Below are 14,483 nucleotides of genomic sequence, written 5' to 3'. Positions count from 1 at the left end.
GAGGTTGATCCCGCTGGCTTCCATCCGCCGCAACGCGCGTCCAATTGCGAAGCGGAACACAGCTGGAATGGCTACTTCGAAAAATGGAGGGCCTGCACGAGGATCTCCGTGCCCCACACGCGCTTTACGAAAGAGTTTCGGGATGAGGCTGTGCGACTCGCCCTGACCAGCGGCCGCAGCTGATGTGAGATCGCTGTGGATCTCGGCATCGGCCTGTCAACCCGGTGCCACTGGATCGACCGCCGCCGCAAGCCTGAGATTGACGATCCGCCCGCGGAGTGCCAGGAGGCCATGGCAGCCGAGCTCAAGCGGCTGCGGCGCGAGAACGAGATCCTGCGCCAGAAACGGGAGATCCTGAAACACTCGCCGACCTGCATGTCGTCGCTCGGGTCTGTATTATGCTCCGGCCGGCGGTAAACGACATCGCAGTCCATAACAGCCTCAAGGCGAATTTCGGCTTAGTGTCGGGTATAACTGCCATGCCTCAACAGCCTCTGGCCCTGTGCCGCATGCCCGATCAGCACTCGGCCTTCCGATGGAGTGGAGCTCTGATTGACATCGTTTCTATCTCCGGCAGTGGGATCCTGCTGTGACCCGTTACGCGGCAAGCTGCTCCTTGTCGCGTAGGGTGTGGTTCGAGATCTCCGACGACTGGCTCTGGGCCATGATGCCCCGCATGGTGGCGAGCACGGCCGTCGGTGACGGATCCTTGAGGATGATATGCCCTTGGGCCGAGACCTTCGCCTGCGACGCGGCGATCACGACCGCCCGATGGGGATGACTGTCGTGATACTCATCGGCCAAAATCCAGCCATCGATCAGGCCCGGCAGAATTGCCCGGCTGAAGAGCCAGTCGATGGGACGGCGCCAGTCCCTTAGGAGGTGGAAGGCCTGCGTGCCGGACTCTGTCGCCACGACATCAAAGTTTCTGGCCCGGAGTTCCCGGGCGAGTCTTTCCAGAAATAGCGGGTTGGCATCGACGACGAGGATGCATTCCTGCTCGGTTGTATTCATAGCTGCCTCCTGGCACCCAGTCAGATTGCTGATGCATCTCGTTAGAACTTCCGTAAAACCTGTCCGCAATCGAAACTTGCCACCCCCTTGTCCAGTCTCCATGACACTGGCAGATGTGTCGATACTCGGGAGGTTCAGGCGACCTATACTTTGGGTAAAGGTCGCTGGTACGATCCAGGGGCCAATGGGGCCTACGCTCTGGTCCGTGTTGAGTGGTGGTGGGCCGTCCAACTTGGATGGCCGCCACGGGACCAATCGGTGTCGCCGCCCGCAGATGCTCCTGGCACAGCGGCGACCCGCCAACACCGCGCATCAGATTCAAGTTCCGGTCAAACGCGCTTGAGCAATCTCTGAATGAGCAATGATCTTAGGGAGTTTTGGTGAATATGCCCTGCAATGATGAGGCATAGGACGCGCATTTCCTGCATTGTGATCCTGAATATTAGAGTTTTCCAGCGTCATGCACGGTTTTGCGGTAGCTTCTCCGACCCCTGGATTGGGCGAGCTAGCACAGGAGTTGTGATCAGAACCACGCCTTGTTGATGGCCGGAAATTGCATATCTTCCCTGTCACATTCGCGGCAGAACCGTTCAGAGAGTCCGTCCCCTTTCATGCTGTCTCCTGACCCCGCTTCGGCAGTGATGCTATCGGTCGTCCAGATCGGGTACTGCTGTGACGGCTGGCATGAACGCGGTACCAAACCACGACGCCGGCTTCCAGGAAGTCATCGCTCTGTCATAGGGCGGGTCTTAGGCTCCCGCTGCGGGCGCAATGGTCGGCAGCACAGATGCAGTTTTGGTTGCCACCCCATCCTCTCCCGCCAAGCGGCCAAACGCCGATCCGCAATCGGCGACAGGATCCTATGCTGGCGTCCCAGATTAACATCTTCCCCAGCCTCGAAAGCCGGGGATTTTCAGGGTGATGACCTAGGCCGCCACCTTTCGCGTTGACGCTTCGTCCGGGTGCTGAGTGCAAGAACCGTCCACGTCCCGCAACGGTGTGTTCTACCGCCGTAAGATAGTCCGTGCCGCGTTCACATCGGCGTGGAGCTCATCGCCACAGGCGACACACCGAAACACCGCTTGGCTCGTGCGGCTTTCGGGATCGCTCTGCTCGCAGGAGGAGCATTCCTACGAGGATCGTCTCGGATCGGAGAACGCGGCGTGGCCGCCGCGTTCTTCCAGCTTGTAAGTGGTCTGGCGCACGAGCTCGCCCCAGCCCCGATCGAGGATGGCCTCGTTCAACCCGGCCTTCTGCCGGACGTTGCGACCTGGCTCTTCAACCGTGCCCTTTGGCGCTCGCCGTCATGTTGCGGATCTTCAGAGCCTCGAACACGACCGCCGAGAATCTCTCCGCCAGTTCCGTCGACGTCTCGTGCTGCCAGTGGTGCCGGATCCGTCCGATCCGGGCCAAGATCTGCGCCGCCTTCAGCTTTGCTCGCCGGTTCTGGTTCGATCCCCGCTGGCCGCGGGCCATCACCCTCTGCACGCGCTTGCGCTGCCGCTTGAGCACGTTGATGCGCTCCATCGGCAGTGACAGGTGATCGCCGGTCGAGAGCGTGATTGTGTTGGCGATGCCGAGATCAACCCCTACGGCAGGACCGAGATGGTTGCCCACGGCCTGCTCGTACTCGCAGCAGAACGCCACCTGCCAGCGGCCCGCTTTCAGTGAAACAGTGGCGTTTTTCTGGACTCCCGGAAGATCCCGTGTCCGTCGGAACTTGACCCAGCCGATTTTCGACAGTTTCACAGCCGACCATTTCGCGTTGAGCGTCCTGACCTCGCACTCCCGACCCTGAAACGGATCGCATCGCTCACGCCGCGCTTGCGCGGTGTCGGTTCCTTCGCCCGACCAGCGAAGAAGTTCTGAAAGGCCCTGTCGAGATCCCGCAGAGCCTGCTGCTGCGCCGTCTGCGAGACGGCGGCGATCAGGCGAATTCCCGGCGCAAGGCCGTCAACTTCCGCGCCTGCGCCACGTCATTGAGCTTGCCCCCTGAGGAGCGCTCCAATTTACGGTCGTGATCGCGCCGTTGTTTCAGACCCACATTATCGACCAGCCGGCACACGCCGATGCCCTGCCGGAGAAGAACCTCCTGGCCTGAATCGGGATAGAGCCGGGAAACGAAGCCGCGCTGGAACTGCATAGATTTGTTCTAGCAATGCTCTCACTGAAAAGCCAGAAAGGCGGCATTCCTCCCCGCCGATCAGCCAGTTGGCCGCGGGGATACACGCTGCGAAACCGGCCGGCAATCTTCATCTCTCAATTTTCCGGGCAGCCTCGGCCGCCATGGTCCTTTTAACAAAATCAGGCTCTCGCGAGGTGCCCGCAGATCACCGGATTGCCATTCACCCAAGTCTGTTCCACTGAGGCGAAGGATGTATGAACCCACACGCGATGAGAGATCCAGGGGAAAACATGATAGGACTTAGCAGCCCCTCACAACCTCCTGCGTTTGATGATCACTTCTGTGATCGCTTTGAGAAGCTCCTCATCTGGCGCAGGGATGTTCGCCAGTTCAGATCTGACCCTGTTCCCGACGATTTGCTCGAGCGCCTTCTGGATCTTGTTCAGTTTGCGCCGTCTGTTGGCAATAGTCAGCCTTGGCGGTTCGTGCGCGTGGGAAGTGCGAGCACCCGCGACGCCATCCGCTCCAGCTTTGAAAGGTGCAACCGGGATGCACTCGCGGGCTATAGGGGCGAGCGCGCGAAAGCCTATGCCGGACTGAAGTTATCAGGTCTGGATCGTGCTCCACTGCAACTTGCTGTCTTCTGTGATATCAGCACCGAGCAGGGGCATGGGCTTGGTCGCGCGACCATACCCGAGACACTGACCTGGTCCGTCGTGGGTGCGATCCACATCCTATGGCTTTCCGCGCGCGTCCATGGCCTCGGCCTCGGATGGGTTTCGATCCTCGACCCTGACGAGGTGACGAGTGCATTAAACGTGGCGCTCTCATGGAGGTTCGTTGCCTATCTCTGCCTCGGCTGGCCCGACGACGTTCACGATGTACCAGAGCTTGAGCGCCTTGGTTGGGAGGCCCGCACAGCCAAGGGACGTGTTGTGCTGGAGCGCTGAGCAATGCGAGCCGATCCTACTTGGTCCTGGGTTCAATCCGACGGGGATCTCGCACCTCTTGTTCCCGGCGCTGACTGCAATGCTGCCAGCCGGCTGAGACCGTGTTGACTGGATCAGCGGATGAGCGTTCTCAGAAGGTGGATCTGGTAGTCGCGGTGCTGCAAGACTTCAGCCTCTGCTGTCACACGGGCCACAGTTATCGAACTTGCCGGCGGAAAGTCCGATGACTGTGTTGATGCGCTCGTGCGAGCCAAGGGTGTCATCCTGGAAGTACGCGAGCATATCCTGGTCGATACGCAAGGTATCAGTCTCCTTCACGCCCAGGACAATGGGAGCCATCGCTGGTCCTTCAATCGGTTTTGTCGTGACCTTCGTGAAGGCGCCTCGGCGACCCTCACAGGCGCGGTTGGACGACGTCCTCCGGATGACCTCGACATGCTTTCCCACCCGTGATCGAGCCGTAGAGCATGACGAGATGGGGGTTAATGATGTCGCTCGTGGTCTCGGCTCGACGTGCATTGCCGTCGATTGGGTTTCGTCGCAGCTTTCCTGAGGGGAACCTCTGACTGGCTGCCGCACAAAATCTCATGCTCCGCACAGGGTCTGCTCGAACAGATTCAATGCGCCTCATCTCCTTGCTCACGGTCAGGAAAGGGAGCGCAGGCAGAAGAATCCTTCTACGGAACGCCCCCGCGATATCCCGTATGCAATCCAATTAACGATTTATGACAGCAGCATGCATCGTGAGCATGCCTGCCTCAATTTTAGCATCCCTGCACATTTGTGCGCTGCACGGGTATGTATGTTGCACCGCACACGCAACGACAGCAACTATCAACCCTCACACTAGCGAACTGACAGGAGTTCCTCATGTTCGTGTCCCAGATCCTTGCCAAGTTCCGGGCCTACCGGCGCTATCGCGAGACAGTCAACGAGTTGTCGAAGCTCTCCGATCGTGAGCTCAATGACCTCGGCATCAGGCGCTTTCAGATCGACACCATCGCTCGCCAAGTCAAAGGGGCTAATATCTAACCACACTGCAGCAAAGTTCTCGCCCGCTCTTTGGCGGGCGGTTGCGTTCTAGACAGCCTGCGCCATAGATACCCCTTCCGCTTAGTTATGTTCTCAGCTCGGAGCAAGGGTGAGAAAATGACCATCCCCAATGTGATGGATTGAGATAAGTCCGCCTGCCCTAGTCTGGCAGATCAGACCCTAGCCGCCAGGGTGCTCTCGTACATCTGGACGCGAGCTGATGTGATGGAAGTGAACTTTGGTACGCCTTTATGCCGCGATCTGCTCCGCAAGTGAAAGGTGCGGATGACAGGCGTACTTCGCCTGTCATCCGCGCATCATCTGATCCATCTCGCTCACGATCACCCAAGCGCTAGCCGAAGATTTGAAGCCGAGCATGGGATGAATGTGGTGTTTGATCCGCCGGTGGACCTGCACAATTCAATCATTCAGATACCGGCTTTGTCGGATCCGGATCGGCCTCAGCTTGCGCCGCGACCTATCCTGCAGCCGGATTGCTCTAGCGCAGGATAGGATCGTTTCTCGGTTGATCTGGCTGCCATCGATGCCGTGTCGCTCGGGACAGCGACGCCTCGCTCTGCCATTATCTCAACGACGTTCTGCAGATTCCGATTTCAGGCCAACTCCCAGCGCACGCAGAGCAGGCCAATGCCCGATCGAAATGCCTGCCCTTAACCACGTTGCCCCCGCCATCGAGACTTCAAACGCAGTGGCAGACAAACGGTAACATGAATTGCGATTGAACTTTGAATACGTCAAGGACCAATCTCAGCGGCAACCCCACAGGGAACGCCTATGGCAAATAAGGAAAATGGAAACCAACGTGGACATGGGTGATGTTTCGGGCCGCAATCCCCCACAGTCTCCATATACGTTCCAACTATGACCCGCCCTCGTGGACGCCTGTTCAGTCGGGATGTTAAACTGGCTCAGGCAGGGCAGCTCGAGGCACCGAATTGCGTCATCGGTCTCTTCGTCGGATCCGTGGCCAGGCCCGAGACGATCAGGATCGGTTCGCAATGCCTCTGATCAACAAGATTCCATTTGAGCCGCTCCATGGTCACAAGAGGACTTTCATTGGCGGCCTGCACACGGAATGCCGAGACAAAGAGCGTGGTGACAATGGCGACGACCGTAATCAATAGAGCCTTGTTGTTCATGTTGACCTCGGATTGCTTAGCGACGATGTTTGCTGAACTTTGCGCGTGCGGCCCGGCTGGCATCCTCAATTGAGGGAAAGATCACCAGATCGAGGGGCTTGAATGTCAGACCGGCGGCGAAGAAGCGGAAGCCGCCATCAATGGCAACAACGATCCCCGCGGTAACGTCACCGACTTCGATGACATGCGTGGTATGCGACATGATGCAGGTCTCCTGCTGCCAGCATGCCGCTGGCAGTGATGCGAGTTTCTTATCGAGGAATCAGGGACAGAATTTCAGAGACGACACCCGTCCCGGGTGTCGCAAAGCCGACAGGCCAGGCACCGCAGGATGAGGTTTAGCAGCGGGACAATCATGACCGTAATCCTTTGATTGGATCACGAGGCACATGGTGCGCATCGTGACGCTTTAGCGTTTGGTATCGCGGCGCAAGCTGCTCACTTCAAATCACCGCGGCTGCTCGAGTACTAAATTTGTTCAAACAGCGCGGTCATGGTGCCCGTGCTCTCTCAAGCTGTCAACGAGAATGTTTTTTTAGAGGAACGTGACATTCGAAGCCATTTAGCTCTCAGGCCCCGATTAGGACGAGAAAAAACTCCCTGTCGACAAGGGTGGAAGCAGGATCTTGTTCGGAGCAGTAGAGCGTTCTGCACCTCGAGAATGCAGCCCGTCTTGTCGGGCGCTCGTATCGCCTGAGCGGTGCGCGCGCCACTCCGCACTATGCTCCCGATGATCTCACCACCAGCAGAAGATCGTCGCGGCTGGGAGCCAGTGGTTTCGGTGATTAGGCGCTTCGTAGGGTGGCAATGCAAAGACGGGCAGCGATTGCAACAGTTTCTGAAGGTGCTTCAGCTGTGAGCGCATTCAGAGGATCGCGAGCAGCTGATGCAGCCACATACGCGAGCGCAGGATTTGCGAGTGTGCCTCTGCGCCGCACATGGATTGTCTCGATGGGCTGCGTTTTCCCATTTTCGAACCGAGCTGACTTGATCGCATCTGCTGAGCAGCTAGAATGCTCCTGCTATGAGACGCTGCACCGCCCGACGCGAAAGCGGCAAGGGTATTGGATGTGGACTCTCACAGTTCTGCACAACAGAAGGAAGAATTTTCGTGGCGACAGGGACGGTGAAGTGGTTCAACGAGCAGAAGGGTTACGGCTTCATTCAGCCGGATAGTGGGGGCAAGGACGTGTTCGTGCATATCAGTGCGGTCGAACGCTCCGGTCTGCGCGGCCTGGCGGAAGGTCAGAAGATCTCCTATGAGGTTCAGGCGGATCGCCGCACCGGCAAAGAATCGGCCGTGGATCTGAAGACGGCGTGATGCCTCCTCGACCTAAAGGACGAGGCTTCCTGATCCCTTCAGACCCAGCGTCTCGCACCCGAGACGGGCAATGGTCAGCGCCGCGTTCTGATCGCGGTCATGAACCGCGCCACACTCGCTGCATACCCCTAGCCTGACCGCAAGACCTTCTCGACCTTGTGGGCCGCTGCGTGCATCGCACCCAGAACAGGCTTGCGTTGTGTAGGACTCATCCACCTCGGCAAAAGCAACTCCTGCGTGATCGCATTTGTAGTTAAGGAAGTTGCGCAGCATCGACCAGCTCACATCGTGCGTCGCCTTTGCGGCGCCCGATGCGATCTGCCAAGTGGATGAGATGTTGCCGACAAACACGGCGCCAGATCGGTTCACCACCGCCCGGGAGAACTTGTGGAGCGTGTCCTTTCTCCGGTTGGCAATCTTGGCATGAATCGCCTGGACCTGCCGCTTGCGACCAGCACGCTGCGCCTCGGCCAGCTTGTCCTCCAGGTCGCGGTAGAACCGCGCCTGAAGCAACTCCTGTCCGTCGGAGCACTTCGCTGCTGTCTTATGTCCAAGATCGATGCCGACAATGTGCGTCCGGTTGATGGTCTGGCGCTCAACCTCGCAGACGATGTTGCAATACCAGCGGCCCCGTGCGTCCTGCGAGAAGTTGCCAGACTTGAACCGGCCCTGGATGTCCCGGTGCTTCCACAACCGGATCTTGCGGCCGCGGAAGAAGGCGATCGAACCGTTGATTTTGACGTCCTGATGGGTGAACGGGATCCAGCCCAGCGATCGGCGGGGGCCTCGGCTGACCCGCCATCGAAGCTTTGGCCGGTGGGCCTGCTTCCGCTTGGCGATAAACGCGTCGATGATCTCCTGGATCATCTGGGAGGGCAGACCGAGTTCTTTGCTCGCCCCCTTGGTCAGATCGCGCAGCTGCTTTGTCGTCGCCCATTGCGGGTCCCGGCGCGCCGACCGCTCGCTGATCTCGTTGACGTCGTTCCAGACCGTGTTGGTGGCAGTGCCGAGCGAAACCAGCGGCTTGCCGCTCGTCGCGTCCTTGACGCGAAAGCTGAACGTCAGGTAAGCGCGTTCTCTGTCTGTTGCGGCCATGGCTTCCGATATGTGGTCGCCATGGCCAAGGGCAAGACAATCCTTCATGCGGCTGGCGCCGCATGCGCCTGTCCATCCTCTCCCTGAAGCAAGCGGGCTTTCGGCGCACATTTGCTAATCAGGGTCGCAAGCGCTCAATCGGCCCGCTCCGCAGGGCCGTTTGCCCCACCGAGAATTTGAACGCACATCGGACGTATCAGCGCCGGCGAGGGCTCAGGGATCGGGCGAGTTCCCGGATGACACTATCCTCGATCTCAAGATCGGTCAGATCCTGCTCATCGTCCGCTTCGGTCTCAGCCTCCGCTGACTTCGAGGCTGCAACCGGTTGAGGAGCCGCTTGTGGCTGATGAGTCCCCACGCGGCCCTCCAGGCTATCGAGCAGGCTGTGGAGCGCCGCGTCTGTAACCTCAACCTCAGGCGCGGACGGCCGCCCGGCCAGGGCCATGGAGCGGGCCTGGTAAGCAGGGTCTTCCGTGACCTCCGGACCAAACCAGGCCATGGGCTGAAACGTACGGGTCTGCTGGCTCGGCTCGACGGGGACGGTGATCAAATCCAGCGGTCCGGGTGTGAGGAAACGGCGCATCGTGACCGGTTGGGAGTCAATGGTCAGGCTGACCCTCAGGTACTCCACGCGTCCGGCCGTCAGCTCCAGCAGAGCCTCTGCGTGGGAGCGGGGGATGTCCGTGGCCTGCTCGACTGGGCCGGTTGGTTGATGGGCGGCCAGGATGAGCTGGCCCGTCTCGCCCTCGACCTGCACATGAGTGCCCCGGCCCGGGCGGTCCGGGAAATAGCCCTGCCGGATGCGGTGGCCTTCCCTCTCCTTCTCGATCAGACGAGCCAGGGAGGGGGCAAGCAAAAAGATGCGGGCGGTGCTCATCAGATATCAGCCTTCGCGGAAGATCATACCGTCCAGGATGTCCAGGCCGATCTGCCCGCCAACCCTCAGGTTCGTCACTAGTTTTTCAATTGGCGTGGAGTCCCGATAGCTACGTCCTCCAAAACTGAATCCAGTACTTCTCTCATGTGAGTGATCGCGTCCTTATGGAGAATATGGTTGACCTCAAGGCCTCCGGGTTGCCGGAGGGATAGGAGAACCCGGTTGTCGTGGATAGGTTGAAATGACCACCATTCGAGAGGAGTGACGAGGATCGAGGTCGGATCCGTGCTCTTTCTCCGCAGGGCCTCGCCTAGGGCTGCAGATGACGCCTGGAGAAGATCGATCCCTGTATCGTAGGGCAGGGCAAGCGCAAGCTCTTGGCCGCCATCAACCACAAGTTTGACGACAATGTAGGCCCCATCCGCTGTCGGTGAGATGCCCGCAATGCTTGATACAGGGATGGCTTCTACAGAGTATTCCATGGTCTGAGATCCTTTCAGCTGCGGCAATAGTTGCGACACAATCCCGTTGTCCTGTCAGCACGGTCACGGTCCGTGCCTGATGCCGTCGTATTCAGCCGTCCCGGAAGATCACACCGTCCAGGATGTCGAGGCCGATCTGCTCGCCGACCCTCAGGTTCGTCACAAGTGGAACCTCGACCTCGAGCTTCGTTCCATCCACTTGCAACACCTCGATCCGGCGCATGGATCCCAGGCGCCGAACGCCACTGATGATGCCCTGATGGTGTCCATGGCCGGCGTGTACCGGCTTCAGATGCCATGGACGGCAATAGAGGCTCGCTTGTCCGATGGTATCTTTCGGCGCAGCCACGGGAACTAGCTTTCCATTCACCAGCGCCCGCCCATCGCGGATGTCGGCATTGAAGCGAGCAGCCTGCCCGAGAAAGGTCATCACGAACGGCGTTGCGGGGTGATCCTGCACGTCATCGGGGCTGCCAACTTGCTCGAGATGCCCGCGATCAAGAACCGCCACCCGGTCCGCCAATTCCAGAGCCTCATCCTGATCATGTGTGACGAAGACGGTCGTCTTGCCGGTGCGCTCGTGGATGTCACGCAACCAGGCGCGCAGATCCTTGCGGACCTTGGCGTCGAGGGCTCCGAAGGGCTCGTCGAGCAGCAGGACGCGCGGCTCGACGGCGAGCGCCCGCGCCAGGGCGACCCGCTGGCGCTGCCCGCCGGAGAGCTGAGCCGGAAATCGGCTCTCATAGCCGGAGAGCTGGACCAGATCGAGCAGCTCCGAGGTGCGGCGCCGGATCTCGGCCTTGGACGGGCGATTCGCCCGCTCGCGCACCCGCAGCCCATAACCGATGTTGTCGGCAACGCTCATATGCTTGAACAGCGCGTAATGCTGAAAGACAAAGCCCACCTGACGCTTCTGCACGGAAAGAGACGTGGCATCCACGCCTCCGAAAAACACTTGCCCGTTATCAGCCTCCACCAACCCGGCAATGATGCGCAGGAGCGTCGTCTTGCCGGAACCCGAGGGACCAAGCAGCGCCAGGAGTTCTCCGGGCCGGACATCGAGGTGCACATCGTGAAGAGCAGCCGACCCTGCGAACGCCTTCGTCACGCCGGCGACGCGGATATCAACCGCCTGGCTTCGCTCAGTGGGATGAGCCACTGGCGAGATCGGCGCCATGACGCCATTCGAGACTTGACTTGAGCGCCAATGTGACGAGGGCGAGACCCGCGAGGAGCGAGGCGACGGCAAAGGCCGCAACGAAGTTGTACTCATTGTAGAGAATCTCCACGTGAAGCGGGATGGTGTTGGTCAGGCCGCGGATGTGTCCCGAAACGACGGAGACGGCGCCGAACTCTCCCATGGCGCGGGCATTGCAGAGAAGGACGCCATACAGCAGCCCCCATTTGATGTTGGGCAGCGTTACGGTGAGGAATGTGCGCCAGCCGCTCGCACCCAGCGTCAAGGCAGCCTCTTCCTCCGCCGTGCCCTGCTCCTGCATGAGCGGGATGAGCTGGCGCGCCACGAAGGGAAAGGTCACGAAGATCGTGGCGAGCACGATGCCCGGCAGCGCAAAGGCAATCTTGATGCCATGGGCCATGAGCCAAGGTCCGAACAAGCCCTGGGCGCCGAAGAGAAGCAGATAGATCAGGCCTGATACGACCGGTGAGACCGAAAACGGCAGATCGATCAGGGTGATCAGCAGGCTCTTGCCCTTGAACTCGAACTTGGCGATGGCCCAGGAGGCCGCAAGGCCGAAGACGAGGTTCGCCGGCACCGCGATGGCCGCAACCGTCAAGGTCAGCTGGATTGCTGCCAGCGCATCCGCCTCCTGAAAGGCGGCAAGAAAGCCCCCGAGCCCTCGCCTGAAGGCTTCCACGAAGACGACGACGAGCGGCAACACCAGGAACAGCAGCAGGAAGACGACGGCCACCGTGATGGCGAGCCGTCGCACCAGCTTATGCTCGGTCACGACGCTCCGCTGCGCTGAAACCGGTGGAGCGAGAACAGCGCTGAGATCAGACATGACCGAACCTCCTGCGGCTCCAGGCCTGGATCAGGTTGATCAGCAGCAGCACTGAGAACGAGATCGCCAGCATGATCGTCGCAATCACCGTCGCGCCGGTATAGTCATACTCGGACAGCTTGATCACGATCAGCAGCGGGGCGATCTCAGAGACATACGGCAAGTTCCCAGCAATGAAGATGACCGATCCGTATTCTCCGACCGCGCGGGCGAACGCCAGAGCGAAGCCGGTCAGCACGCCGGGAAAGAGCGGAGGCAGGAGAACCTTCCAAAGGGTGTGCCAGCGCGAAGCGCCGAGGGTGGCCGAGGCCTCCTCCAGCTCGTGCTCGATTTCCGCAATCAGCGGCTGGACGGTGCGGACGGCAAAAGGGAGCCCGATGAACACCAGTGCAATGAAGATCCCTAAGGGCGTATAGGCCACCTTGAGGCCCAGAGGCTCCAGAAGCGATCCCACCCAGCCATTCGGTGCGTAAAGAGCGGCCAGTGCAATGCCTGCGACAGCCGTCGGGAGGGCAAAAGGCAGATCGACAATGGCATCGATGAGCTTGCGGCCCGGAAAATCGTAGCGGGTGAGAACCCACGCGACCAGGAGCCCGAAGAGAGACGCGACGCCGGCGGCGAGGAAGGAGATGCTGAAACTCGTCTTAAGGGCAGCCGCGACCCGGGGTTCAGTGGCAGTTGCCGCAATCCCGGCGATCCCGATCCCTGAGGCCTTGACCACCAGCGCGCCGAGCGGCAGCAGCACCAGCAAGCCAAGGTAAAGCAGCGTGTAGCCGAGCGTGACGCCGAAGCCCGGCAGCACGCTCGATTGCTTGAGACGCAGAGAGAAGGCTGAACTCATGGTCAGCGCTTGCTGATCTGATCGAAGAGCCCGCCGGAATCGAAATTGTTTTTCTGAATGTCGTCCCAGTTGCCCTGGAGCGACGCGATCGTGAACAGCTTCAGGTTCGGTAGAGCCGCGAGATCCTCCGGCTTGGCAGCCTCGGTCTTGATCGGTCGGTAATGATGCTTGGCAAAGATCGCCTGCGCCTTGTCGGTGTAGAGGAAGCCGAGGAAGGCCTCAGCGACCTTGCGCGTGCCCTTGCCATCCACATTGCCCTCGACGAGTGCGACCGGCGGCTCGGCCAGGATCGACAGCGTCGGCACCACGATCTCGAACTTGTCGCGCCCGAATTCGTCGAGCACCAGGAACGCTTCGTTCTCCCAAGCCGGCAGAACATCCCCGAGACCGCGCTGGGCGAAGGTCACGGTCGATCCGCGGGCGCCCGTATCGAGCACCGGCACGTTCTTGTAGAGGGCGGTGACGAACTCCTTTGCCTTGTCGGCATTGCCATTCTTGGTCTGCGAATAGCCCCAGGCGGCCAGGAAATTCCAGCGCCCGCCCGCGGACGTTTTCGGATTGGGCGTGATCACCTGGACGCCTGGCTTTACAAGGTCATCCCAGTCCTTGATCCCTTTCGGATTGCCCTTGCGCACGAGAAAGACGACGGTCGAGGTGTAAGGCAGCGAGTTGTTGGGCAGCTTGCCGCGCCAGTCGGACGGGATCTTCTTTGTCGCTTTTGCGATCGCATCAATGTCGGACGGAATGCCAAGCGTTACCACATCGGCGTCGATGCCGTCGATGACCGTACGAGCCTGAGCGCCGGATCCGCCATGGGATGTCCGGATCGAGACGGTCTCACCCGTCCGTGCCTTCCAGTCATCTGCAAAGGCCCGATTGATCTCACGGTAGAGTTCCCGCGTCGGATCGTAGGACACGTTCAGCAGCTGCGACTGGGCCGATGCAGTGCTAGGGAGCGTCAGAAGACCCGTGTACCCCATGAAAGCCAAACCGATAGCCGGTAGAACGGACCGCAACGGAGAATGTTTTTTCACTCCAGCGATGTCTCGAGGATTGCCCTGCATTCTACCCTCCCGGGTTGTAATCGAGGCGAGAGCGGGCAGCAAGCTACCGATACTCCCAGACAGAGCTGAGAAATATCCGCTAAAAAGAACAAGTGTCAAATGACCTCGGCCGCTTGCTTCGTTGTTTTCCGCCTGTATTGTGTTCTTTCGTAGTACGTAGGCGCAGGTTCATAGAATTAACTTCTATCACATCCCTATTGCTGCAGTATGTTTGTTCTGAAACCGGGCCTCGTCGCGAATGATAAATTTTTATTCGTTCGAGCATTTGCGGCAGAGGCGGTTTAAGGGCTTAAAGTAGGCCTACACGAGGACCATTTAGAATATTCTTCTCCAAAACAAGGCCTGGCTGGCAAACTTTTCTATCCTATGTTGTTCTGTAAAAAGAACATTTTTATTGACTTGGTGCCCCTCCTGCCGGACACTCCACTCCTGCCAGCAGGTGCATTCCTCCGCTTCAAGTGAGCTTCCGGCACGATTTCAGGCGCATCAAACGGCTGA

At 59.6% G+C, this 14,483-nt stretch carries 16 protein-coding genes and 3 pseudogenes; 4 read left to right on the top strand and 15 right to left on the bottom strand.

Annotated elements, in window-relative coordinates; genetic code table 11:
* Window positions 1-102: 102 nt before the first annotated feature.
* Window positions 103-366: pseudogene (locus tag JO965_RS30605) on the top strand (transposase); the annotation flags it as partial.
* 231 nt (window positions 367-597) lie between these two features.
* Here the strand turns inward: JO965_RS30605 and JO965_RS30600 are convergent.
* The 4 genes and pseudogenes from JO965_RS30600 to JO965_RS30585 form a co-directional block, all read right to left on the bottom strand.
* Complete coding sequence (locus JO965_RS30600; protein ID WP_203444654.1) at window positions 598-1,014, bottom strand: response regulator; 417 nt, start codon at window positions 1,012-1,014, stop codon at window positions 598-600.
* Window positions 1,015-2,018: 1,004 nt separating this feature from the next.
* Entirely contained in the window at window positions 2,019-2,093 is a 75-nt protein-coding gene (locus tag JO965_RS49595; RefSeq protein ID WP_371826960.1) for a zinc ribbon domain-containing protein, read from the bottom strand.
* Window positions 2,094-2,292: 199 nt separating this feature from the next.
* Window positions 2,293-2,766: pseudogene (locus JO965_RS30590) on the bottom strand (RNA-guided endonuclease InsQ/TnpB family protein); the annotation flags it as partial.
* Window positions 2,767-2,941: 175 nt separating this feature from the next.
* Window positions 2,942-3,157 (bottom strand): helix-turn-helix domain-containing protein, encoded by a 216-nt coding sequence (locus JO965_RS30585; RefSeq protein WP_203444652.1) that lies wholly within the window; start codon window positions 3,155-3,157, stop codon window positions 2,942-2,944.
* A gap of 236 nt (window positions 3,158-3,393) precedes the next feature.
* On the opposite strand from JO965_RS30585, the gene bluB reads away from it, so the two are divergent.
* Complete coding sequence (gene bluB, locus JO965_RS30580) at window positions 3,394-4,089, top strand: 5,6-dimethylbenzimidazole synthase (protein WP_371826908.1); 696 nt, start codon at window positions 3,394-3,396, stop codon at window positions 4,087-4,089.
* Between the two features lie 168 nt (window positions 4,090-4,257).
* Here bluB and JO965_RS30575 read toward each other — a convergent pair whose 3' ends face one another.
* Window positions 4,258-4,428, bottom strand: a complete 171-nt coding sequence (locus JO965_RS30575) for a hypothetical protein (RefSeq protein ID WP_246776963.1) — start codon at window positions 4,426-4,428, stop codon at window positions 4,258-4,260.
* Window positions 4,429-4,959: 531 nt separating this feature from the next.
* Here JO965_RS30575 and JO965_RS30570 point away from each other — a divergent pair.
* Window positions 4,960-5,121, top strand: coding sequence for a DUF1127 domain-containing protein (locus JO965_RS30570; protein WP_203444650.1), 162 nt, complete (start codon window positions 4,960-4,962; stop codon window positions 5,119-5,121).
* Window positions 5,122-5,430: 309 nt separating this feature from the next.
* Here JO965_RS30570 and JO965_RS48330 read toward each other — a convergent pair.
* The 3 genes and pseudogenes from JO965_RS48330 to JO965_RS30560 all read right to left on the bottom strand — a co-directional run.
* Window positions 5,431-5,682: pseudogene (locus tag JO965_RS48330) on the bottom strand (IS6 family transposase); the annotation flags it as partial.
* 368 nt (window positions 5,683-6,050) lie between these two features.
* On the bottom strand, window positions 6,051-6,281 hold the full coding sequence (locus JO965_RS30565; protein WP_203444649.1) for a hypothetical protein: 231 nt from the start codon (window positions 6,279-6,281) through the stop codon (window positions 6,051-6,053).
* Window positions 6,282-6,297: 16 nt separating this feature from the next.
* The gene (locus JO965_RS30560; RefSeq protein ID WP_203444648.1) at window positions 6,298-6,483 is read right to left on the bottom strand and encodes a hypothetical protein; all 186 of its coding nucleotides are present in this window, start codon (window positions 6,481-6,483) and stop codon (window positions 6,298-6,300) included.
* A gap of 909 nt (window positions 6,484-7,392) precedes the next feature.
* Here JO965_RS30560 and JO965_RS30555 point away from each other — a divergent pair.
* On the top strand, window positions 7,393-7,602 hold the full coding sequence (locus tag JO965_RS30555; RefSeq protein WP_203444647.1) for a cold-shock protein: 210 nt from the start codon (window positions 7,393-7,395) through the stop codon (window positions 7,600-7,602).
* Between the two features lie 12 nt (window positions 7,603-7,614).
* Here the strand turns inward: JO965_RS30555 and JO965_RS30550 are convergent, their stop codons facing one another.
* From JO965_RS30550 to JO965_RS30520, 7 genes are all read right to left on the bottom strand, one after another.
* Complete coding sequence (locus JO965_RS30550; RefSeq protein ID WP_203444646.1) at window positions 7,615-8,745, bottom strand: RNA-guided endonuclease TnpB family protein; 1,131 nt, start codon at window positions 8,743-8,745, stop codon at window positions 7,615-7,617.
* A 148-nt stretch (window positions 8,746-8,893) separates the two neighbouring features.
* Window positions 8,894-9,574: a hypothetical protein gene (locus JO965_RS30545; protein ID WP_203444645.1), complete on the bottom strand. Its 681-nt coding sequence runs from the start codon at window positions 9,572-9,574 to the stop codon at window positions 8,894-8,896.
* Between the two features lie 77 nt (window positions 9,575-9,651).
* Entirely contained in the window at window positions 9,652-10,056 is a 405-nt protein-coding gene (locus tag JO965_RS30540) for a hypothetical protein (protein WP_203444644.1), read from the bottom strand.
* Between the two features lie 91 nt (window positions 10,057-10,147).
* Window positions 10,148-11,233, bottom strand: coding sequence for a sulfate/molybdate ABC transporter ATP-binding protein (locus JO965_RS30535; protein ID WP_203444643.1), 1,086 nt, complete (start codon window positions 11,231-11,233; stop codon window positions 10,148-10,150).
* Entirely contained in the window at window positions 11,199-12,080 is an 882-nt protein-coding gene (gene cysW / locus JO965_RS30530; protein WP_203444642.1) for a sulfate ABC transporter permease subunit CysW, read from the bottom strand. The genes JO965_RS30535 and cysW overlap by 35 nt, the downstream gene beginning before the upstream one ends.
* A complete protein-coding gene (gene cysT, locus JO965_RS30525) occupies window positions 12,073-12,921 on the bottom strand; it encodes a sulfate ABC transporter permease subunit CysT (RefSeq protein WP_203444641.1) in 849 nt (282 codons plus the stop codon). Before cysT ends, cysW begins: the two co-directional genes overlap by 8 nt.
* 2 nt (window positions 12,922-12,923) lie before the next feature.
* A complete protein-coding gene (locus tag JO965_RS30520) occupies window positions 12,924-13,901 on the bottom strand; it encodes a sulfate ABC transporter substrate-binding protein (RefSeq protein ID WP_203445562.1) in 978 nt (325 codons plus the stop codon).
* Window positions 13,902-14,483: the final 582 nt, after the last annotated feature.

Origin of the sequence: Microvirga sp. VF16 (assembly GCF_016864375.1) — a bacterium.
Taxonomy (GTDB): Bacteria; Pseudomonadota; Alphaproteobacteria; order Rhizobiales; family Beijerinckiaceae; genus Microvirga.
Note: the sequence above shows the minus strand (reverse complement) of the source record. Positions and strands in the feature narration are given on the sequence as shown.